This window comes from Burkholderia sp. AU45274 (assembly GCF_030482505.1).
In the GTDB taxonomy this organism is placed as follows: domain Bacteria; phylum Pseudomonadota; class Gammaproteobacteria; order Burkholderiales; family Burkholderiaceae; genus Burkholderia.
In genome coordinates this window covers 687,764-707,221 of record NZ_JAUJQE010000003.1, presented here as the reverse complement: position 1 = coordinate 707,221, position 19,458 = coordinate 687,764, and the positions used below count along the sequence as shown (strand labels likewise).

Below are 19,458 nucleotides of genomic sequence, written 5' to 3'. Positions count from 1 at the left end.
TGCGGCCGGCAAGGCACGTTCCCCTGTTTCCGGAAAATTCATTCGTGGGGCTGGCCACCAGAAGGGCCGATCGCCGCGTCATGCTCCTCACGAATACGTCGAGTATTCGCTTCGTCGCAATCCTTGCGCTCGGCCCTTCTGGTGGCCAGCGCAAGCCCGTTATTAGCGTGAACAGGCCCTAGGGCGAGGCCGGGTTATCGGTTTCCCTGATGGCGTCGGCGCGGCGCCGAAACGGCGGCACTCGCGGTGTGCATGTATCGTGGCCGTTATCAGGAGAATTCAGGAACGCACACGGACAACGGAATACTGATCGGCTAACGTTGCAACGGCGCCGATGTCGCAAGCGGTCGCGTGCGCGCCGGTGTTCGACCCACTATCAACAATCGACAAGGAGATCCGGCCATGAAGCAGTCTCGCGTGGTATCGGTGGCAGTAGCAGTAACGGCGTCGTTCGGTCTGCTGTTGACCGCCGCGCCGGCGGCATACGCGCAGGATCCGGCGTCCGCGCCGACGCAGAAGCAGCTCGACAAGGCGCAGAAGAAGGCGGCCCGCAAGGCCGCCCGGGCGCGGCATGCGTCGGACCTGAAGGCGATCGGCACGGGCAGCGGCTACCGGTTGACCAACGACCAGAGCAACTATCCGCAGAACGCCGCGCAGAAGGCGCCCGCGACGAAGGCGGCGCCGGCCGCCCCGGCATCGGGCCAGTAACGGCCGGAACCTCGGCACAGCGCGAACGGCGCCGGATCGACCGGCGCCGTTCGCGCATGTGCGGGGCGGCCCGAACCGCCGGGCCGTCGCGTTAGGACGCGAGCTTGCTCGCGATTTCCGCGACGTGCTTGCCCTGGTAGCGCGCGATATCGAGCTCGTTCGCGCTCGGCTGGCGGCTGCCGTCCGCGCCCGCGAGCGTGGTCGCGCCGTACGGCGTGCCGCCGGTGATTTCGTTCATGTTGACGAGGCCGCTGCAGGCGTACGGCACACCGACGATCACCATCCCGTGGTGCAGCAGCGTGGTGTGGAACGACGTGATCGTCGTTTCCTGGCCGCCGTGCTGCGTGCCGGTCGACGCGAACACGCTGCCGATCTTGCCGACGAGCGCGCCCTTCATCCACAGGCCGCCGGTCTGGTCGAGGAACGTGCGCATCTGGCCGGCCATGTTGCCGAAGCGGGTCGGCGTGCCGAAGATGATCGCATCGTAGTCGGCGAGTTCGTCCACCGTGGCGACCGGTGCGGCCTGGTCGACCTTCACGCCGATCGCGCGGGCCTGGTCGACGGGAATCGTTTCCGGCACGCGCTTGAGCGTGACCTCGACGCCGGCCACCGATTTCGCGCCTTCCGCGATGTGCTGCGCCATCGTTTCGACGTGCCCGTAGGACGAGTAGTAAAGAACGAGTACCTTGGCCATGTTGCGAATCTCCGATTAAAAGGGCCCCGCGTTCAGCGGGGCCCGGTTTCCCGAACGGGCGTCATGCCCATTCGGCCGTTACTTCGACCGGACGCAGGTCGAACACCAGCACTTCGGCATCCTTCCCGTCGGCGACCGTCAGCGCCTGTTCGTCGCGGATGCGCACGCCGTCGCCTTCGCCGAGCGTCACGCCGTTGACCGTCACGCTGCCGCGTGCCACGTGCACGTAGGCAAAGCGGTTCGGCGCCAGTTCCAGCGTCGCGCGTTCATCGCCGTCGAACAAGCCCGCGTAGATCCGCGTGTCCTGCCGGATCTTCAGCGAACCGGCGTCGCCGTTCGGCGAGACGACGAGGGCGAGCTTGCCGCGCTTGTCGTCGGCCGTGACGTTCGTCTGCTGATAACGCGGCTCGGCACCCTTTTCGGCCGGCCCGACCCAGATCTGCAGGAAGTGGACCGGCAGTTCCGGCGAGTGGTTGAACTCGCTGTGGCGCACGCCGGTGCCGGCGCTCATCAGCTGCACGTCGCCCGGCACGATCACCGAACCGGTGCCCATCGAGTCCTTGTGTTCCAGCGCGCCGTCGAGCACGTACGACAGGATTTCCATGTCGCGGTGCGGGTGCGTGCCGAAGCCGCGGCCCGGGGCGACGCGGTCGTCGTTGATCACCAGCAGGTCGGAGAAGCCGACTTGCTTCGGATCGTAGTAGTTCGCGAACGAAAACGTATGACGGGAGCTGAGCCAGCCATGCTCCGCACGGCCACGTTGGTTTGCTGCACGGATTTCGATCATGATTTTTGTTCCTCAAGACGCCGGACCTCGGAAGTGGGCCCGGCCGTTCGTTGAGATGAATCTTAGGTCAATCGATTTGACAAATAAATGGCTGTAGAGATAATGACTGTCGCTATGGAGTGGACAATATGGAACTGAACGATCTCAGGATCTTCGTCGCGACGGTCGATGCGGGCAGCTTCACGGCGGCGGCCGACCAGCTGATGCTGTCCAAGCAGTTCGTCAGCCGGCGCACGATGGCGCTGGAGGCGTCGCTCGGCGTGCGGCTGCTGCACCGGAACACGCGCAACCTCGCGGTGACCGAATCGGGTCAGGAGTTCTATGCGCGGGCGCAGCGGATCCTCGCGGAGATCGCCGACGCCGAGCAGGCGATGTCGGTGCGCAGCACCGAGCTGCACGGGTCGCTGAAAATCAGCGCGCCGCTGTCGTTCGGGATCACGCACGTGTCGCCGCTGATCGCCGAATTCCTGTCCGCGCACCCGGCCGTGCGGCTGAACCTCGACCTGACCGACCGGCGCGTCGACCTGATCGGCGAGGGCTTCGATCTCGTGCTGCGGATCGGCTCGCTCGAGGATTCGACGCTGATCGCGCGCCCGCTCGGCGCGTGGCGGATGATTGCGTGCGCGAGCCCCGCCTATCTGAAGCGGCAGGGCACGCCGCAGACGCCGGCCGATCTCGCCGGCCATACGTGCGTGCTGTACGGGCGCGAGCGGCGCATCGGCTGGGAATTCCGCGTCGACGGCGCGGCGCGCACGTTCGACGTACAGGGGCCGCTGGTCGCGAACAACGGCGAGGTGGTGCGCGACGCGGCGATCGCAGGGCTCGGCATCGCGCTGCTGCCGGATTTCATCGTCGGCGGGGCGCTCGACAGCGGCGCGCTGGTGCCGGTGCTCGACGCGTACGCGCCGTCGCCGATCACGCTCAATGCGGTGTTTCCGCAGCATCGGGAAGGGTTCGTCACGCTGCGCACGTTCATTGGGTTTCTCGCGGAACGGCTCGGCGACGCGGCGCCGGCCGCGAAGGGCGGGGCGGGCCGGGCGCGGTAGCGGGCCGGTTTGCGGGGAATGGGGGTGCTATTCTCCGCATGATTTGCGGAGAATATTGAGTCATGCGGTGAATCGGTGGGATAATCTCCGCATCATGAGCGGAGATTACACCGACATCTGGGAGTCGGCCGACTGGCCCGCGTGGCGCTTCGACCTCCCTGCACTGGCGACGCCACTCGCCGACGTCAGCCGGGCGCAAGGCATGCTGGCCGGGCGGCTGGCGGATGTCGGCCTGGCGCTGCGCGACGAGGCCAGCCTCGCCGCGTTGACGGAGGACGTCGTCAAGACCAGCGCGATCGAGGGCGAAAGCCTGACCGTGGCGTCGGTCCGGTCGTCGATCGCGCGCCGGCTCGGCGTCGATATCGGCGCGCTGGCGCCGGTCGATCGTCACGTCGAGGGCGTGGTCGACATGGTGCTGGACGCGACCGCCCACGCGACGGCACCGGTCACGGACGCCCGTCTGTTCGGGTGGCATGCGGCGCTGTTTCCGACCGGCTATTCGGGGATGTCGCGGATCACGGTCGGCGGCTGGCGCACCGACGCCACCGGGCCAATGCAGGTCGTGTCCGGCCCGATCGGGCGGCAGCGCGTGCATTTCGAGGCGCCGCCCGCCGCGCGCCTCGCCGGCGAGATCGCCCGCTTTCTCGCGTGGCTCAATGCGGAGCCGGTCGAGCCGTTGCTGATCCGGGCCGGCCTCGCTCACCTGTGGTTCGTCACGCTCCATCCGTTCGATGACGGCAACGGCCGGATTGCACGCGCGCTCGGGGATCTGGTCCTCGCGCGCGCCGACCGCAGTCCGCAGCGCTTCTACAGCCTGTCGGCGCAAATCCAGCGCGAGCGCAACGCGTATTACGACGTGCTGGAGCGGACGCAGCGCGGCTCGCTCGACGTCACGGAATGGCTCGCGTGGTTCCTGACCGCGCTCGGCAGGGCCATCGACCACGCGCACACGACGCTCGACGCGGTGCTGGTCAAGGCGCGCTTCTGGCAGCGCTGCGCGGGCTTCGCGATGAACGAACGCCAGGTGAAGGTGATGAATCGCCTGCTCGACGGCTTCGAGGGGAAGCTGACCACCACCAAGTGGGCGGCGCTGGCGAAATGCTCGCAAGACACCGCGCTGCGCGACATTACCGAGCTCGTCGAGCACGGCGTGCTGCGCCGCTCGTCGTCCGGCGGCCGGAGCACGAGTTACGAGCTGATGCCGTTTAGCGGCTGACGCCGGACCGGGTCATGACCGGTGGGCGCTGGCCGCGACCGAGCGGAGTCGGGTTGCCGCTTCGATCGTTGCCGCGTTGACCGGGCAATGGGCCACTGGCCCAAGCGATTGCCCGCGTCTGGCACTATCCCGCGCCTTTTTGTCTTCGAATACTGGATTCGAGCCCGGATGTCGTACAGGCGATATCCGCCGCCCCCGCGTACGACCCTTCCGTACGAACCCGCTTTCAAGGAGACACGCATGCTCAGGTACCTGATCGGCATCGGTATTCCGTATCTCGGCGTGATCGGCGTGCTGCCGTGGGCGGCCGCGCAGGACCGCTACGTGCTGGGCGTGCCGTTCATCTTCATGTGGATCTTCGCGTGGTTCGTGCTGACGTCCGGCTGCCTGTTCGCGTGCTGGATGCTGTTCGACCGCCGCGCGAGCGGCGCCGCCTAGCGCACGCATCCGCTTCTCGCGGACCGCCGGCCGCCCGCGCTTTCCGGCGAACCCTACGCATTCCTTTCCTTCGCAGAGGTGCGCATGTCCACGGTCGTCTTCGCCGCGCTGATCGCGCTGTCGCTCTATCTCGCCATTCGATCCGGCCGCGGCCGCGGCAAGCAGAGCGTGCATGACTTCTTCGTCGCGTCGCGCCAGTTCGGCACGGCGCTCGTGTTCTTCCTGACCGCCGGCGAGATCTACAGCATCGGCACGATGGTCGGCTTCCCCGGCGGCATCTACGCGAAAGGGCCGACCTACGGCGTGTGGTTCCTCGGCTACATCCTGCTCGCCTACCCGATCGGCTATTTCGTCGGCCCGAAGATCTGGGAGGCCGGCAAGCGCCACAATGCGATCACGCTGCCCGACCTGTTCAAGGGCCATTACCGCAGCCGCGGGCTCGAGCTGGTCGTTGCGTGCGCATCGATCCTGTTCCTGATCCCGTGGGGGCAGCTGCAGTTCACCGGGCTCGTCGCGGCGCTCAAGGGGCTCGGCTGGCACGTCGAGCCGCTGTACCTGATCCTCGTGTGCGCGGCGCTCGCGTTCACCTATATCGCGATCTCCGGCGTGCGCGCGTCGGCGTACATCGCGATCCTGAAGGACATCCTGATGCTGCTCGCGATCGTCGTGACGGGCGTGGCCGTCGCGTGGCAGGTGGGCGGCGTGCATCCGGTGTTCGACGCCGCGAGCCGGCAGGTCAGCAACACGATGAGCGGATCGCAGCTGCGCTTCTCGATGAGCACGATGCTGTTCCAGTCGCTCGGCTTCTACCTGATGCCGTTCGCCGCGCAGAATTTCTTCACCGCGCGCGGGCCGGACGCGATCCGGCGCACGCAGGTCGTGATGCCGCTGTACATGCTGATGTATCCGTTCCTCGTGATCGCGTCGTACTACGCGATCACCGCGAACCTCACACTCGTGTCGCCGAACGACGCATTCTTCGCCGCCGTCACGCACCTGCTGCCCGGCTGGCTGATCGGCCTCGTCGCGGCCGGCGCCGCGTTGTCGGGGCTCCTCGTGCTGGCCGGCATCTGCCTCGCGATCGGGCCGATCGTCACGCGCAACCTGATGCCGAACCTGCCCGAGTCGCGCCAGAAGCGCGCGGCGAAATACGTGATCGTCGGCTACCTGCTGCTGTCGATCGCGACCACGATGCTCACGCCGAACCTGATGCTCACGCTGATCAACACCACGTACTACGGCGTCACGCAGTTCCTGCCGGGCGTGCTGATCCTGCTCGCGGGGCGCCGGGTGCGGCCTGTCGCGGTCGGGGCCGGGATGATCTGCGGCCAGGTGCTCGCGATGATCTTCTACGTGCTCCATGTCGACTTCGGCGGCATCAACCTCGGCCTCGTGTGCCTCGTCGTCAACGTGCTCGTCGTCGCGGCCGTGCATGCGATGCTGCATGGCCGTCCCGTGAAGCAATACGCCGTATCCTGACGCGTCGGCGTCCCGCCGCAAGGAGAGCCTCATCCCATGCCAGCATCCGCAACCCCGGCCGCACCCGTGACGGTGTTCACGGCGCGCCGCATCCTGACGATGAACCCGGCGCAGCCGTCGGCCACGCACGTCGCCGTGCGCGACGGCCGCATCCTCGCGGTCGGCGATGCCGCCGACGCGGCCACGTGGCACGCGCGGTTCGGTGCATGCACGACCGACGACACGCTGCGCGACAAGGTGCTGATGCCGGGGCTCGTCGAAGGGCATTGCCACCTGATGGAAGGCGCGATGTGGGACGCCGTGTACGTCGGCTACTACGACCGGCGCGGCCCCGACGGCACGCTGTGGCCGGGGCTGCGCTCGCTCGACGCGGTGCTCGAACGGCTCGCGGAAGCCGAGCGCGCGATGACCGACGACGGGCCGCTGCTCGCGTGGGGCTTCGATCCGATCTTCTTCGGCACCGCGCGGCTGACCGCGCACGAACTCGACCGCGTATCGGCGCAGCGGCCGATCGCGATCCTGCATGCGAGCGTGCACCTGATGAACGTGAACGGCGCGATGCTCGCGCGCGCGGGCATCGACGAGGACACCGACATCGACGGCGTGACGCGCGATGCCGACGGCCGCCCGACCGGCGAGCTGCAGGAGTTCGCGGCGATGCTGCCGGTGTATCAGACGATCGGCGGCAAGCTCGCGATTTCCGCGAGCGAGAAGCCGCACGCCGTCTGGAATTTCGGGCGCGTCGCGCAGCTCGCGGGCGTGACGACGGCCACCGATCTCGTCAATGACCTGTCGGCCGACGGCAACCGCACGCTGCGCGACGTCACCGCCGATCCGGATTATCCGGTGCGGATCGTGCCGGCGTTCGCGCCGCAGCGCAATCCGGCGCGCTCGGCCGACAGTGTGCTCGCGGAGATCGAGCGCAATACCGACAAGCTGCATTTCGGGCCGGTGAAGTTCATCGTCGACGGCTCGATCCAGGGCTTCACCGCGCGCGTGCGCTGGCCCGGCTACGCGGGCGGGCAGCCGAACGGGCTGTGGCTGATTCCGCCCGCCCAGCTCGTCGACGTGTTCGAGCCGTTTCATCGCGCGGGGCTGCAACTGCACGTGCATACCAACGGCGACGAAGCGACCGACGTCGTGCTCGACGCGATGGCGACGCTGCTCGCGCGCCATCCGCGCCCCGATCATCGCCATACGCTGCAGCATTGCCAGATGGCGGACGCCGCGCAATTGAAGCGCGTTCGCGCGCTCGGGATGTGCGTGAATTTCTTCGCGAATCATCTGTACTACTGGGGGGACGCGCATTACAGCCAGACCATCGGCCCCGATCGCGCGAACCGGATGGATGCGGCCGGCTCCGCGCAGCGGCTCGGCATTCCGTTCGCCTTGCATTCGGATGCGCCGATCACGCCGCTCAATCCGCTGTTCACCGCATGGTGCGCGGTGCAGCGCGAGACGGCATCCGGGCGCGTGCTCGGCGAAGGCGAGCGGCTTGCGGTTGACGACGCGCTGCATGCGATCACGCTCGGCGCGGCCTATACGTTGCGGATGGATCATCTCGTCGGCAGCATCGAGATCGGCAAGTTCGCGGATTTCGCGGTGCTCGACGATGATCCGTCGGTCTGCGCACACGCACGTTTGAAGGAGCTCGCCGTGTGGGGCACCGTGCTCGGCGGGCGCGTGTTCCGGTCGCCGCGATGAGTGCGCAAGGTGACGCCGTCGTGCACGCCGGGGCTGCGCCCGCGCCGATCGACCTCGCGGTGATCGGCGGCTATCTCGGCGCGGGCAAGACGACGGTCGTCAACGCGATCCTGCAGGCGCCGCATGGCCGGCGCATCGCGGTGCTCGTCAACGATTTCGGCGCGGTGAACATCGATGCGCGGCTCGTGCGGGCGCGCGGCGACGACGTGATCGAACTCGACAACGGCTGCATCTGCTGCACGATCGGCGGCGCGCTCGTCGATGCGCTGACACGCGTCGCGACGCGCGACGTGCGGCCCGACCTGCTGCTCGTCGAAGCGAGCGGCGTGGCCGATCCCGCGAAGATCGCGCAGATCGGGCTGCTGAACGGTGCGTTCCGGCTGACGTCGGTGCTCGTCGTCGCCGACGCGCTCGCGTGGCGCGACACGCTCGCCGATCCGCTCGTCGGCGCGATGGCGCAGCGCCAGCTCGACGGCGCGGGCGCGATCGTCGTGACCAAGCTCGACCGCGTTGCGCCGGAACGGCGCGACGCGGTACTCGGCGACGTGCGCGCGTGGGCGCCGACCGACATCGTCGTCGCCGCGCGCCATGGCGAGATTCCGCTCGCGCTGCTGTTCGACGCGGCCGTGCCCGATCGTGGCGCGATGCCGGCGGGTTTCGCGCGCTCGCACCGGGCGATCGGACATGACGCGATGCCGGCGTTCGCGAGCGTTACCGTCGCCGCGCCGGACGTGCTCGACAAGGCGCGGCTGCGTGCATGGCTGAAGGCGTTGCCGCGCACGATCCTGCGCGCGAAGGGCATCGTGCGCGTGGCCGATGCGCAGGGCGCGGTCGCCACGCGCGTGTGCCAGGTCGCCGCGCGGCGCCTCCGGTTTTCGTCGATGGAAGACGAAGGGCTGGCCGTGCGCGAAGGAGACGGCGTGATGGTGTTCATCGGCTTCATCGATGCCGCCGTGGAAGCCACCTTGCGTGACGGCATCGTGCAATGCAGCGTGGCTGCGTCGACGGTTGCGCTGACATCTAACGTCGATTGATCGGCGCCGCGCATTCGGGTTAGGCTTCGGCGAGCAACGGCATGCGCCGCATGCCGGGCCGGGCGTTTTTACCTCGAATGCCGCGTGCAGGTAGCTTCTACAGGTGCGCGATCCAGCGACGATCAAGCCGATGACCCTCCAGAACCCAAAGAATGCGCGCGGGCAAACCGCGATTTCCGCCCGTGCCGTGCGGCACACGCACCGGCGATCCGTCGCGGCCGCCGCGTTGCTGACACTGCTGCCGCTCGCCGCGCATGCCGCAGGCTTCGACTGCGCGAAAGCCGCTTCGCCCACCGAGAAGGCAATCTGCGCGGACGCCGCGCTGTCGAAGCTCGACGGCGACCTGGCGACGGCGTGGAAGCAGGCGCTCGGAAAAGGCGGCGATACGGCCGCGCTGAAAGCCGCGCAGTTGAAGTGGCTCAAGCAGCGCGACCGGTGCGGCGACGACGCGCAGTGCCTCGGCGATCGCTACCGCGAACGGCTTGCGAGCCTGAACGGCAAGCCGCTGGCCGCCGACCGCTGGCAGCAGACGTGGTACATGACGAGCGACAACCCGTCGTTCGGCGGCGTGCTGACGTTCACCGGCACGGCGCCGCACCTGCATTTCGAGCTGAGCGGCAACAACGGCGCGAATACGGGCGGGCTCGATGGCGACATCGTGCTGCACGGCGACAGCGGTACCTACCGCAAGGACAAATGCCGGCTCGATTTCGAACGGAAGGGCGGGCGCATCGGCGTCACGCAACACGGCGCGGATTTTGACTGCGGTGCGGGCTCGGGCGTCTCCTACGACGGCCAGTATGTGACGGCGTCGCAGTTCCAGGCCAAACCGGCGGCCGACCTGCTGAGCCTCAAGGTCGTCGACGACGCGACGCAGAACGCGACCGCGCACAAGCTGCTCGGCGCCGATTATCAGACGCTCGTCGACAACGTCAACTACAGCGCCGACGAGAAGGATCTCGACGGGCTGAACGCGCACGTGAATGCGTACTGGGTGCGCGGCATCGCGACGACGAATGCGGCGATCGTGATGCGCCGCGGGAATGACCTGTGGATCGGCCTGCTCGTGTTCGACGCGAAGAACAACGTCCGGATGCGTTATTACACGAACGTGCCGGCGTGGAAGAAAAACGTGCCGAAGACCATCCAGGCGTGGCACGACCATCTCGACAAGACGCTGCCGGTCGACGTGATGCAGTGACAGGCGGGCCGGGCAGTCGAAGCCGCCCGGCGCATCGTCATTTTTTACGTCCTGCTCGAACCTGCGCCGGCGCCGCAGCCGATTCCCGCGTGCGCAACTCCGGCAGCACCGCATGACCCGGCCCCGTTGCACCGTTCTCGAGTGCGTCGAGCAACGCCTGCGCGGCCTGGCGCCCGATCGCGTGGGTGTCGACCCACATCGTCGTCAGCGGCGGCTGGATCTCGCGCGCGAGCGCGATGTCGTCGAAGCCGGTGATCGACAATTGCGCGGGCACGTCGATGCCGAGCGCCTGCGCCTCGAGCAACGCGCCCAGCGCGAGCGCGTCGTTGCCGCAGATCACGGCCGTCGGCCGCGTGGCCGCGTCGCTGTCGGCGATCGCGCGCAGGCTCGCCCGCCCGAACGCGATCGTGGCCGCGCCTTCGTGCTGATGGACGGGGCGCACCGCGAGCCCGCGCGCGGCCAGCGTGTCGTGAATGCCGCGCAGCCGGGCCTGCACGCGGTCGTTGTCGGCGGACGGCTGCATGATGATCGCGAAATCGCGGTGGCCGAGGTCGAGCAGGTGAGTGGTGAGCTGCGCGAACGCCGCGCGGTTGTCGAAGCCGATGCAGCAGTGCGGGCTGTCGTCGCGATACGCATAGGTGACGACGTACGGCACGCGGTGCATCGCAAGCAGTTCGAACAATTCAGGCGGATACGCTTCGCCGACGAGCGACACGGCTTCCACGCCGCGCGACAGCATCGCGCGCACCTGGTCCAGCGCCTGCGCGGGATCGTAGTTCGAGCAGCCGAGGAACAGCGTGATGCCGTGCTCGGCCATGACCGTCTGCATGCCAGCGACCTGCGAGGCGAACACCTGGTCGTCGAGCGTCGGAATGATCGCGCCCGTGATGTGGGTGCGCGTGGACGCGAGCGCACGGCCCGCCGCATTCGGGATCCAGTTCAGCGCGCGCGCCGCGTCGCGCACGCGCTGCTGCACGTCGGCCGACACCTTGCCGGGATCGTTGTACACGCGCGAAACGGTCGCGGTCGACACGCCGGCCAGCTTCGCGACATCGCCGAGCACGGAGCGGCCGCTGCCGCGGCGCGCGCGGGGCGCGCCGGCGCGGGACGGGGGCGAGCTCATCGGCTGTCTCCAGGCGTAGCGGCGATGGCAGCGCTACAAGTTGTCAAATGCGTCAATGTTTACCCTCGATTCGTGGCGGCGCCGCTTGCATTCCCGGTCGACCCTGTGAGAATGTAAGCGCTATCTTGACGTGCTTCCGTATTATGTCAGACCCATATTCTATCCATATCGTGAAATTTTCATCGACGACGGCCATTCCGGCCTTTTTATCCGTCGCTAATGTAAGCGATTACATTCAGAAATGAGAGACACCACTTCCCCGCGCATCGCCGTCGTCGGCAGCGTGAACATCGACCTCGTCACACGCGCGCCGCGCCTGCCGGTGCCGGGCGAGACGCTGCTCGGCACCGATTTCCAGACCGTCCATGGCGGCAAGGGCGCGAACCAGGCGGTCGCGGCTGCGCGCCTGGGCGCGTCGGTCGCGATGATCGGCTGCGTTGGCGACGACGCGTTCGGCGCGCGCCTGCACGACGCGCTGTCGGCAGAGGGCATCGACGTGACGCACCTGGACCGGATCGGCGGCACCGCGACCGGGGTGGCCACGATCACGGTCGACGAGGGCGGCGCGAACAGCATCGTCGTCGTGCCCGGCGCGAATGCGCGCCTCGATGCCGACCGGATCGACGCGGCGCGCGACGCGATCGCCGGGGCGGCGATGCTCCTGAGCCAGCTCGAAGTGCCGGTCGCCACCGTGGCGCGCGCCATCGCCTGTGCCTGCGCGCACCACACGCCGGTGCTGCTCAATCCCGCGCCCGCGCAGCCGCTGTTCGACGCGCTGCTCGCACGGGTCGACTACCTCGTCGTCAACGAAACCGAGGCCGAATCGCTGACCGGCATCGCCGTCGGCGACGATGCGTCCGCCGTGCGCGCCGCCGATGCGCTGTGCGCGAAGGGCGTGGGCAACGTGCTGGTCACGCTCGGCGCGCGCGGCGTGTGCTGGCGCGGCGGTGCGGGTAATGGCCGCCTGCGGGCGATGTCGGTGGTCGCCGTCGATACGACCGCGGCCGGCGACACGTTCGTCGGCGGGTTCGCGGCCGCTCGCGCGGGCGGTGCGTCGATGGACGACGCGATCGGCTTCGGCCAGCGCGCCGCCGCGATCAGCGTGACGCGCCACGGCGCGCAGACCTCGATTCCGACGCGCGACGAAGTGGCATGCCTGGAACCTTGAATTCCGCATCAGACGGACAGGCCGGAACCGGCCGATATCACTGACATGGAGACAACCGCAATGAACGAAACCCCGACCGTTCCGCCCGCCCCGCCGCGTATCCGGCGCGGGCAACGCATCGCGCTCGCGCTGTTGATGGTGAGCGGCATCGTCAACTACCTCGATCGCGGCACGCTGGCCGTTGCAAGCTCGGCGATCCGCGCCGATCTCGGCCTGTCGCTCGCGCAGATGGGGCTGCTGCTGTCGGCCTTCTCGTGGAGCTACGCGCTGTGCCAGTTCCCGGTCGGCGGGCTGGTCGACCGCATCGGGCCGCGCCGGCTGCTCGGGATCGGCCTGATCGTGTGGTCGATCGCGCAAGCGGCGGGCGGCATCGTGTCGACCTTTGGCTGGTTCATCGTCGCGCGCATCGTGCTCGGCATCGGCGAGGCGCCGCAGTTCCCGTCGGCCGCGCGGGTGGTGAGCAACTGGTTTCCGCTGCGCGCACGCGGCACGCCGACCGGCATTTTCAACGCCGCGTCGCCGCTCGGCACCGCGCTCGCGCCGTTGCTGCTGTCGATCCTCGTCGCGTCATTGGACTGGCGCTGGGCGTTCATCGCGACGGGCGCAGCCGGTCTCGTCGTCGCCGTCGTCTGGTTCGCGCTGTATCGCGATCCGGTGCGCGCGCAACTGACTGCCACCGAGCGCAATTACCTCGACGCCGACGCGCAAAGCACGGTCGCGGCGCCGAAACTGACGTTCGCCGAATGGCGCGGCCTGTTCTCGCACGGCACGACCTGGGGGATGCTGATCGGCTATTTCGGTTCCGTGTACCTGAACTGGGTGTACCTCACCTGGCTGCCGGGCTACCTGACGATGGAGCGGCACATGAGCCTGATCCGCACCGGCTTTGCCGCGTCGGTGCCATTCCTGTGCGGGTTCGTCGGCTCGCTGCTGGCCGGCTGGCTGTCGGACCTGGTCACGCGCCGCAGCCGTTCGCCGGTCGTGAGCCGGCGCAATGCGGTGGTGGTCGCGATGCTCGGGATGGTCGCGTTCACGATTCCCGCCGCGCTTGCGCAGAGCAACACGGTGGCGCTCGCGTGCATTTCGGTCGTGATCTTTCTCGCCAACGCGGCGTCGGCCTGCTCGTGGGCGCTCGCGACGGCAGCCGCGCCGCCGAGCCGCATTGCGTCGCTCGGCGCGATCCAGAATTTCGGCGGTTTCATCGGCGGCGCGCTCGCGCCGATCCTGACGGGCATCATTGCGCAGAAGTGGTCGTTCGTGCCGGCGCTGCTGACGGCCGCTGCGATCGCGTTCGCGGGCGCGATGGCGTACCTGCTGCTGGTGCGCAAGCCGATTCCCGAGCAGGCCGCGAACGCCGCGCCCGGGCCGTTGCCGGCCTGAGCACGCGGCATGCGCGACGCATTCACTGAAGCAAGGAGAAACAGATGCAACACCCGCAGCAATCGAACGTGACCATCGAGGGCATCGTCCCGGTGATGCTGACGCCGTTCGACGACGCCGGCGCGATCGACTACGCCGGGCTCGAACGGCTCATCGAATGGTATCTGGCGCACGGCGCCGATGCGTTGTTCGCGGTCGCGCAGTCGAGCGAGATGCAGTTCCTGAGCCTGGCCGAACGCGCGGAACTCGCGCGCTTCGTGGTCGAGCGGGTGGCCGGGCGCGTGCCGGTCGTCGCGTCCGGGCACATCAGCGACGATCTCGACGCGCAGGCCGAGGAGCTGCGCGCGGCGGCCGAATCGGGCGCGCAGGGCGTCGTGCTCGTGACCAACCGACTCGATCCGCAGCGCAAGGGCAGCGCCGCGCTGCTCGACCATCTGCAGCGGCTGCTCGCGCGCTTGCCGTCGGATCTGCCGCTCGGGCTGTACGAGTGCCCGGCGCCTTACCGGCGGCTGCTGTCGGATGACGAACTGCGTGCGTGCATCGACACGGGCCGGTTCGTGATGCTCAAGGATGTGAGCTGCGACCTGGAGACGGTGAAGCGGCGCGTCGCGCTCGCCGAGGGCTCGCCGCTGAAGATCCTCAACGCGAACGCCGCGATTGCATGGGACGCGATGAAGGCGGGGTCCGCCGGCTTCAACGGCGTGTTCACCAATTTCCATCCGGACCTGTACCGGTGGTTGCGCACGCAAGGGGCGTCGAATCCGGCGCTGGCCGACGAACTGTCGACGTTCCTCGTCGTGTCGGCGGTGTCGGAAGCGCTGGGGTATCCGGCGCTCGCGAAGCTCTATCACCAGCGAATCGGCACCTTCGCGTCGATCCGTTGCCGCGTGATCGACTACGACGTGCGTGAGCGGTTCTGGGCGCTCGATGCGGTGCTCGACAAGATCGTGGCCGGCACCGAGCATTTCCGGCGAAGGATCGCCGCGTAATCGGGCGCGCGCTGCCGTCCGGGGTTGACGGTGCGAGACGGGGAACCGAACCCGGCGCATGCTCGCGAGGCTTCCACGCGGGACACCGTGCGCGGCGGCGCGAGCCGGTCGATCCATTGACCGGCGGCCGCCGCCACGATCGTCGGTCGACCCGGACGCGCGTCACTTGTTCGCCAGCGTGCCGCTGCTGTTGGCCCCGCCGAACAGCCGCGTCAGGTACTGCGTGTTCGAGTTCATCTTGGCCATCAGCGCGTTGAGTGCCGTGAACTGCGCCTGGTACTGCTTGGTCAGTTGCGCGGCGTAGTCGGCCAGATTCGTCTGTTGCTGCGTGACGCGCTTCAGGTCGGCGCCCAGCGCGTTCGTGCGCAGGTCGATCATCCCGCCCCGCTTCGTGAAGGTCGCGATCTGGTCGGTCAGTTGCTTGCCTACCCCGTTCGTCGGGTTGAACAGGTGCGCGACCCCCGACGGGTTGTTGGTCAGCGCACTGTCGAGCTTCGCGCTGTCGGCCCTCAGCGTGCCGTCCTTCTCGAGCGAGACGCCGATCGCTGCCAGGTTCGTGTGCCCGTCGCCGTTCTTGTTGGGAACGCCGCGCGCGATGGTCGACGCGAGGGCGTTGCGGATCGTGTGCAGCGTCGAATCGCCGATCAGCGCGCCCTGCGCGCTCGCCCCCGGCGTGTAGCTCGACAGCGCGCCCATCGTCTTGACGACGGCGTTGTACTGGTTCACGAAATTCGTGATCGTGGCCGCCTGCGACTTCGTGTCGGGGCTGATCGTCAGCGTCTGCGTATCGGTTGCGCTGACCGCAGCCGCCGACAAGTTCAGCGTGACGCCGTTCAGCACGCCCGTCACCGTGTTGCTCGCGCTGGTCGACGCGATGCCGCTGACCGTGAACTTCGCGTCCTGCGCGACGGCGCTTTGCCGCCACGCGGCCGCGCTGTTCGCCGAGTCGATCTTCGACGGGCCGCCCTTCGTGTCGGCCGTCGACGTGACGCCGAGGTTCGACAGCCCGTTGTCGTTGGCCACGTTGCCGACCGCGACGCTGATCGTGCTCGCCGAGCCCGTCTTCGACGACGCGAGCACGAGGTGCGCGCCGTCGGTGCCGTTGATGACCGTCGCGCTGACCCCCGGGTTGTTCGATGCGGAGTTGATTGCGGCCGCGATGCCTGACAGCGTGTTGTTCGTGCCGTTGACGTCGACTTTGAACGACTGGTTGCCGAGCGACAGCGTCAGGGTGCCGGTGCCGAGCGCCTTCTTCCCGTCGAAGCCGGACGAAGCCAGCGCCTGCGCGGTCGCGATCTGCGTGACGCCGACCGTGTAGGTGCCGGCAACCGCGCCTGCACTCGGCGTCGCGGTCAGGCCCTTGCCGCTCGCGACCGCGGTGAACGTCGACTGCAGCGCGCCATTCGCCAGCGTGGTGAGGCCCGTCTCGAGCGCGCCCAGCGCGGACGACAGCGCGCCGAATGCGGAAATCTGCGTGGTGCCGGTCTGCTGCGACGCCGCGAGCGCCGCGGCCCGGCCGGCCGTCTTCGCGTTCACCAGCGTCGTGACGAGCAAGCCGACATCCATCGACCCATTGCCGGTCGAGCCGTTGATGATTGATTGCGCCGCCTGTTGCAACAGGCTGTTCGCGTTCGCGCTGTTGTTCACGGACATGTTCGTTGCCATGGGTGGTCTCCGGTTGAAAAGCGATCCCGTGACGAGCGGCTGTCGACGGCCTGCGGGCCGTGTCCGGAACGACGCGTTCCGGGAGTCACGGGAGTGTCGGGGAAATGTAAGGGCGTGCGCTATCGTATATTTAAATCCGTATTGGTTAGTAATTTTTTGTAATGATTGTTGGGAAAAGTGTGGATGGAAATGTCGTGGTGGAGTGGGGGTTAAAGGTTTGCGATTTTTTGCCGTAAACGCATCATTTTTGATTGTGTTTATTAACGGATTATTGTTGGAATTGAGAACTTGCCGGGAGCGTGAATGCGTGATCGTTTTTTTCGCTTGCTCGGCTAAACACCGGATCGATCGACAGTGCACGGAAGGTGTTCTTCCCGGCAGCTATCGGACTGAAACCCTTGCCCACGGGACGGCATCCGCCGCGGACGACATCAACCCGCTTGCCCGTGAAACGTTTTCGTTTGCCAAAACGCATTTCCAGGCCGGACGTCTTTGCCCCGAACGGAGGGCCTTCGCCGATGGGAAAGAAAGTCGAATTTGTAAATTAATTCACTGATGGCAGGTTTGTACACATAACGTATCGTCGAATCGCGATTGCGATATTTCGATTTGGCCTGTGAGCACGAATTGGCGTTTCAATATCGACTGGATACGGAGGCGGGATATGAGTGGGCGGTTTTCATGTCCTTGAAACACAACGGCAGATTCATTTGATCGAATTGATGGCTGCTGCGTGCGGCCTTGTTTCGCTCGATTGTCCACTAAATTGTGACAGCGAATCTTGTTTTGACGGATTGATGATTCACGGGGAGACAGTAGACTGCATCCGTGCTTCGCCAGAACCGATCCGGGGCGCGCCGGGAACGGCGCGACCAGGCGGATTCTTCGGCGGCGGGCCAGCCGGCTTGCTGTCCGAGTGTGCGAGGAGTGGTTCGTTGCCGACCTGGCGCGCCGACCTGGCGCGTATCGGCACCGGACGCATCAAACCGTCAATTCAAGGGTGATTGTCATGCGTTACGTTTCACTGGAGTCGAAGAAGGACGAGCTGTTGCTGGCGGCTCGCGTGCTGTTGATGATCCTGTTCGTGCTGTTCGGCTGGCAGAAGCTGAGCGGCTTCTCGGGCACGGTCGCGTACATGGCGTCGACGGGGAACCCGGCGCCCGAGCTGGCGGCCGCGATCGCGGTGGCGGTCGAGCTGGCCGGTGGTCTGCTGATCGCGATCGGCTTCTATACGCGTCCGCTCGCACTGGTGTTCGCCGCCTATACGCTCGCGACCGCGCTGATCGGCCATCGCTACTGGGCGCTGCAGGGGATGGAGCAATACATGGCGATGATCAACTTCTACAAGAACGTGAGCATCATCGGCGGGCTGCTGTTGCTCGCACTGACCGGGCCGGGGCGGTATTCGCTCGACCGGAAGTAACGCGGGACGCGGTTTTCCGCAGAGGTGACGGCCCGGTGCGTGCAAGCGCACCGGGCTTTGCTTTTGGGCGAGGTTCGTGAGGTGGCGCCGCCGCGGATTGCCCGCGCGCGCGGGCGGCCGCGCGGCGTGTCGACGTCGTCGGCAGGACGGTCGTCATCCCGATGGCTGGGGGCGCCGTGCCGAGCGCCGGCCGCCGGCCGCGGCGCACGTGACTCACGTGACGCGCGCCCGTCGCGGGGTTGCCGATCTGCCATCACGATGTACTGGCTGTCATACTCGGCTATGCTCCCCGCGACCCTGGCCCGAGTGTCGAACGCGACCTCGAGCACTTCCCAGTCACCCGAATGACCGCCCATGCCAAATCCGACCTCGTCGACTGACCTCCCGACCGTCCTCCTCATCGGTGCCGCCGGCCTCCTCGGCCGCGCGGTTGCCGCATCTTTGGCCCGCGAATCGTCGCTGAACCTCGTCGCAACGATCCGGAACCCGCAAGGCGCCGGCGCCAAACGCCTGGCGCTGCCCCCGGAAAACCTCGCCGAACTCGACGTCCTCGACGAGCCGGCCCTCGAACACCTCTTCGCCACTTGCCAACCGGCCGCCGTGATCATCTGCGCGGCCGAACGCCGCCCGGATGTCTGCGAACGCGACCCTGCCGGCGCGCGGGCGATCAACGTCACGGCCCCGGCCCGCATCGGCGCGCTCGCTGCGCGCCACGGCGCATGGACGCTCGGCATCTCCACCGACTACGTTTTTGACGGCAAGGCGGCGCCGTACCGCGAGGACGCCGCACCGAACCCGCTGAACATCTACGGCCGCACGAAGCTCGAAGGCGAGGCGGCCCTGCTCGCCGCGTCGCCGCTGTCGTGTGTGCTGCGCCTGCCGCTGCTCTTCGGCCCGATCGTCGACTGGAGCGAATCGGCCGTCACGAGCCTCGTGCCGGCGATCGTCGCGTCTGCGCAGCCTGGCGCCGAAGCCGTCGGCATGGACGCATGGGCGATCCGGTACCCGACGTATACGCCGGATGTCGCGGACGTCATCCGCGACCTGACGCTGCGCCATCTCGCGGGTGCGTCGATCACGGGCCTTCGTCACTGGTCGGGCGAGGAGCCGATGACGAAGTACGACATCGCGCAGCGGATCGCGGCCGCGCTCGGCATCGACGCCGCGCTCATGCGAATCGACCAGCCGACCGACGCGACGCCGCGCCCCTATGATTGCCATCTGGACGCATCGAGCGTGCGCGCCGCGGGGATCGATCACGCGACGCCGTTCGATACCGCGCTGCGCGCCGTGCTGCGCGATGCGCCGCAGGGGCTGTAGGATCGGGCGCCCCGCGCGGCCCGTGCACATGCGCCCATTGCGCCGGCCGCGCCATGAATGCCGTTCGCGACATTGCCGAAGAC

At 67.6% G+C, this 19,458-nt stretch carries 17 protein-coding genes; 13 read left to right on the top strand and 4 right to left on the bottom strand.

Annotated features, from left to right (window positions below; genetic code table 11):
- The first annotated feature begins 402 nt into the window (after nt 1-402).
- Nucleotides 403-708, top strand: a complete 306-nt coding sequence (locus QZM35_RS15705; RefSeq protein ID WP_069249854.1) for a hypothetical protein — start codon at nt 403-405, stop codon at nt 706-708.
- A gap of 91 nt (nt 709-799) precedes the next feature.
- On the opposite strand, the gene wrbA is transcribed toward QZM35_RS15705, so the two are convergent.
- Nucleotides 800-1,402 (bottom strand): NAD(P)H:quinone oxidoreductase, encoded by a 603-nt coding sequence (gene wrbA / locus QZM35_RS15700; protein WP_039355294.1) that lies wholly within the window; start codon nt 1,400-1,402, stop codon nt 800-802.
- A 61-nt stretch (nt 1,403-1,463) separates the two neighbouring features.
- Nucleotides 1,464-2,189 carry a pirin family protein gene (locus QZM35_RS15695; RefSeq protein WP_089429979.1) on the bottom strand — a complete coding sequence of 242 codons (726 nt, stop codon included), beginning with the start codon at nt 2,187-2,189 and terminating at the stop codon, nt 1,464-1,466.
- A 128-nt stretch (nt 2,190-2,317) separates the two neighbouring features.
- Here QZM35_RS15695 and QZM35_RS15690 point away from each other — a divergent pair, with 128 nt between their 5' ends.
- The 7 genes from QZM35_RS15690 to QZM35_RS15660 all read left to right on the top strand — a co-directional run bounded on the left by QZM35_RS15690 (nt 2,318) and on the right by QZM35_RS15660 (nt 10,307).
- Nucleotides 2,318-3,235: a LysR family transcriptional regulator gene (locus QZM35_RS15690; RefSeq protein WP_089429978.1), complete on the top strand. Its 918-nt coding sequence runs from the start codon at nt 2,318-2,320 to the stop codon at nt 3,233-3,235.
- 94 nt (nt 3,236-3,329) lie between these two features.
- On the top strand, nt 3,330-4,451 hold the full coding sequence (locus QZM35_RS15685) for a Fic family protein (RefSeq protein WP_301776313.1): 1,122 nt from the start codon (nt 3,330-3,332) through the stop codon (nt 4,449-4,451).
- Nucleotides 4,452-4,691: 240 nt separating this feature from the next.
- Nucleotides 4,692-4,889, top strand: a complete 198-nt coding sequence (locus tag QZM35_RS15680; protein WP_085040323.1) for a DUF3311 domain-containing protein — start codon at nt 4,692-4,694, stop codon at nt 4,887-4,889.
- Between the two features lie 84 nt (nt 4,890-4,973).
- Complete coding sequence (locus QZM35_RS15675; protein ID WP_174975709.1) at nt 4,974-6,368, top strand: sodium:solute symporter; 1,395 nt, start codon at nt 4,974-4,976, stop codon at nt 6,366-6,368.
- A 36-nt stretch (nt 6,369-6,404) separates the two neighbouring features.
- Entirely contained in the window at nt 6,405-8,072 is a 1,668-nt protein-coding gene (locus QZM35_RS15670) for an amidohydrolase (RefSeq protein WP_301776312.1), read from the top strand.
- Nucleotides 8,069-9,106, top strand: a complete 1,038-nt coding sequence (locus tag QZM35_RS15665) for a GTP-binding protein (RefSeq protein WP_301776311.1) — start codon at nt 8,069-8,071, stop codon at nt 9,104-9,106. The genes QZM35_RS15670 and QZM35_RS15665 overlap by 4 nt, the downstream gene beginning before the upstream one ends.
- A gap of 130 nt (nt 9,107-9,236) precedes the next feature.
- Nucleotides 9,237-10,307: a lysozyme inhibitor LprI family protein gene (locus QZM35_RS15660; protein ID WP_301776310.1), complete on the top strand. Its 1,071-nt coding sequence runs from the start codon at nt 9,237-9,239 to the stop codon at nt 10,305-10,307.
- 37 nt (nt 10,308-10,344) lie between these two features.
- On the opposite strand, the gene QZM35_RS15655 is transcribed toward QZM35_RS15660, so the two are convergent.
- A complete protein-coding gene (locus QZM35_RS15655; protein ID WP_089476428.1) occupies nt 10,345-11,430 on the bottom strand; it encodes a LacI family DNA-binding transcriptional regulator in 1,086 nt (361 codons plus the stop codon).
- Nucleotides 11,431-11,671: 241 nt separating this feature from the next.
- Between QZM35_RS15655 and rbsK the strand changes: the two genes are divergently transcribed.
- The 3 genes from rbsK to QZM35_RS15640 are packed head-to-tail and all read left to right on the top strand — an operon-like array spanning nt 11,672 to nt 14,967.
- Entirely contained in the window at nt 11,672-12,598 is a 927-nt protein-coding gene (rbsK, locus tag QZM35_RS15650) for a ribokinase (RefSeq protein ID WP_301776309.1), read from the top strand.
- Between the two features lie 60 nt (nt 12,599-12,658).
- A complete protein-coding gene (locus QZM35_RS15645) occupies nt 12,659-13,978 on the top strand; it encodes an MFS transporter (RefSeq protein ID WP_089433920.1) in 1,320 nt (439 codons plus the stop codon).
- Nucleotides 13,979-14,022: 44 nt separating this feature from the next.
- The gene (locus QZM35_RS15640; protein ID WP_089433919.1) at nt 14,023-14,967 is read left to right on the top strand and encodes a dihydrodipicolinate synthase family protein; all 945 of its coding nucleotides are present in this window, start codon (nt 14,023-14,025) and stop codon (nt 14,965-14,967) included.
- A gap of 162 nt (nt 14,968-15,129) precedes the next feature.
- On the opposite strand, the gene fliD is transcribed toward QZM35_RS15640, so the two are convergent.
- Complete coding sequence (gene fliD, locus QZM35_RS15635; RefSeq protein WP_089429971.1) at nt 15,130-16,632, bottom strand: flagellar filament capping protein FliD; 1,503 nt, start codon at nt 16,630-16,632, stop codon at nt 15,130-15,132.
- A gap of 1,009 nt (nt 16,633-17,641) precedes the next feature.
- Between fliD and QZM35_RS15630 the strand changes: the two genes are divergently transcribed.
- The gene (locus tag QZM35_RS15630; RefSeq protein WP_089429970.1) at nt 17,642-18,055 is read left to right on the top strand and encodes a DoxX family protein; all 414 of its coding nucleotides are present in this window, start codon (nt 17,642-17,644) and stop codon (nt 18,053-18,055) included.
- Between the two features lie 354 nt (nt 18,056-18,409).
- Complete coding sequence (locus QZM35_RS15625) at nt 18,410-19,375, top strand: SDR family oxidoreductase (protein ID WP_089433917.1); 966 nt, start codon at nt 18,410-18,412, stop codon at nt 19,373-19,375.
- Nucleotides 19,376-19,458: the final 83 nt, after the last annotated feature.

Bases quoted from the DNA above. Each gene is read 5' to 3' on its own strand.
- QZM35_RS15680 (WP_085040323.1), top strand. From the start codon at position 4,692: ATGCTCAGGTACCTGATCGGCATCGGTATTCCGTATCTCGGCGTGATC.
- QZM35_RS15705 (WP_069249854.1), top strand. From the start codon at position 403: ATGAAGCAGTCTCGCGTGGTATCGGTGGCAGTAGCAGTAACGGCGTCG.
- QZM35_RS15690 (WP_089429978.1), top strand. From the start codon at position 2,318: ATGGAACTGAACGATCTCAGGATCTTCGTCGCGACGGTCGATGCGGGC.
- wrbA (WP_039355294.1), bottom strand. From the start codon at position 1,402: ATGGCCAAGGTACTCGTTCTTTACTACTCGTCCTACGGGCACGTCGAA.
- QZM35_RS15655 (WP_089476428.1), bottom strand. From the start codon at position 11,430: ATGAGCTCGCCCCCGTCCCGCGCCGGCGCGCCCCGCGCGCGCCGCGGC.
- QZM35_RS15630 (WP_089429970.1), top strand. From the start codon at position 17,642: ATGCGTTACGTTTCACTGGAGTCGAAGAAGGACGAGCTGTTGCTGGCG.
- QZM35_RS15675 (WP_174975709.1), top strand. From the start codon at position 4,974: ATGTCCACGGTCGTCTTCGCCGCGCTGATCGCGCTGTCGCTCTATCTC.
- QZM35_RS15640 (WP_089433919.1), top strand. From the start codon at position 14,023: ATGCAACACCCGCAGCAATCGAACGTGACCATCGAGGGCATCGTCCCG.
- QZM35_RS15670 (WP_301776312.1), top strand. From the start codon at position 6,405: ATGCCAGCATCCGCAACCCCGGCCGCACCCGTGACGGTGTTCACGGCG.
- QZM35_RS15665 (WP_301776311.1), top strand. From the start codon at position 8,069: ATGAGTGCGCAAGGTGACGCCGTCGTGCACGCCGGGGCTGCGCCCGCG.
- fliD (WP_089429971.1), bottom strand. From the start codon at position 16,632: ATGGCAACGAACATGTCCGTGAACAACAGCGCGAACGCGAACAGCCTG.
- QZM35_RS15625 (WP_089433917.1), top strand. From the start codon at position 18,410: ATGCCAAATCCGACCTCGTCGACTGACCTCCCGACCGTCCTCCTCATC.
- QZM35_RS15695 (WP_089429979.1), bottom strand. From the start codon at position 2,189: ATGATCGAAATCCGTGCAGCAAACCAACGTGGCCGTGCGGAGCATGGC.
- QZM35_RS15645 (WP_089433920.1), top strand. From the start codon at position 12,659: ATGAACGAAACCCCGACCGTTCCGCCCGCCCCGCCGCGTATCCGGCGC.
- rbsK (WP_301776309.1), top strand. From the start codon at position 11,672: ATGAGAGACACCACTTCCCCGCGCATCGCCGTCGTCGGCAGCGTGAAC.
- QZM35_RS15660 (WP_301776310.1), top strand. From the start codon at position 9,237: ATGACCCTCCAGAACCCAAAGAATGCGCGCGGGCAAACCGCGATTTCC.
- QZM35_RS15685 (WP_301776313.1), top strand. From the start codon at position 3,330: ATGAGCGGAGATTACACCGACATCTGGGAGTCGGCCGACTGGCCCGCG.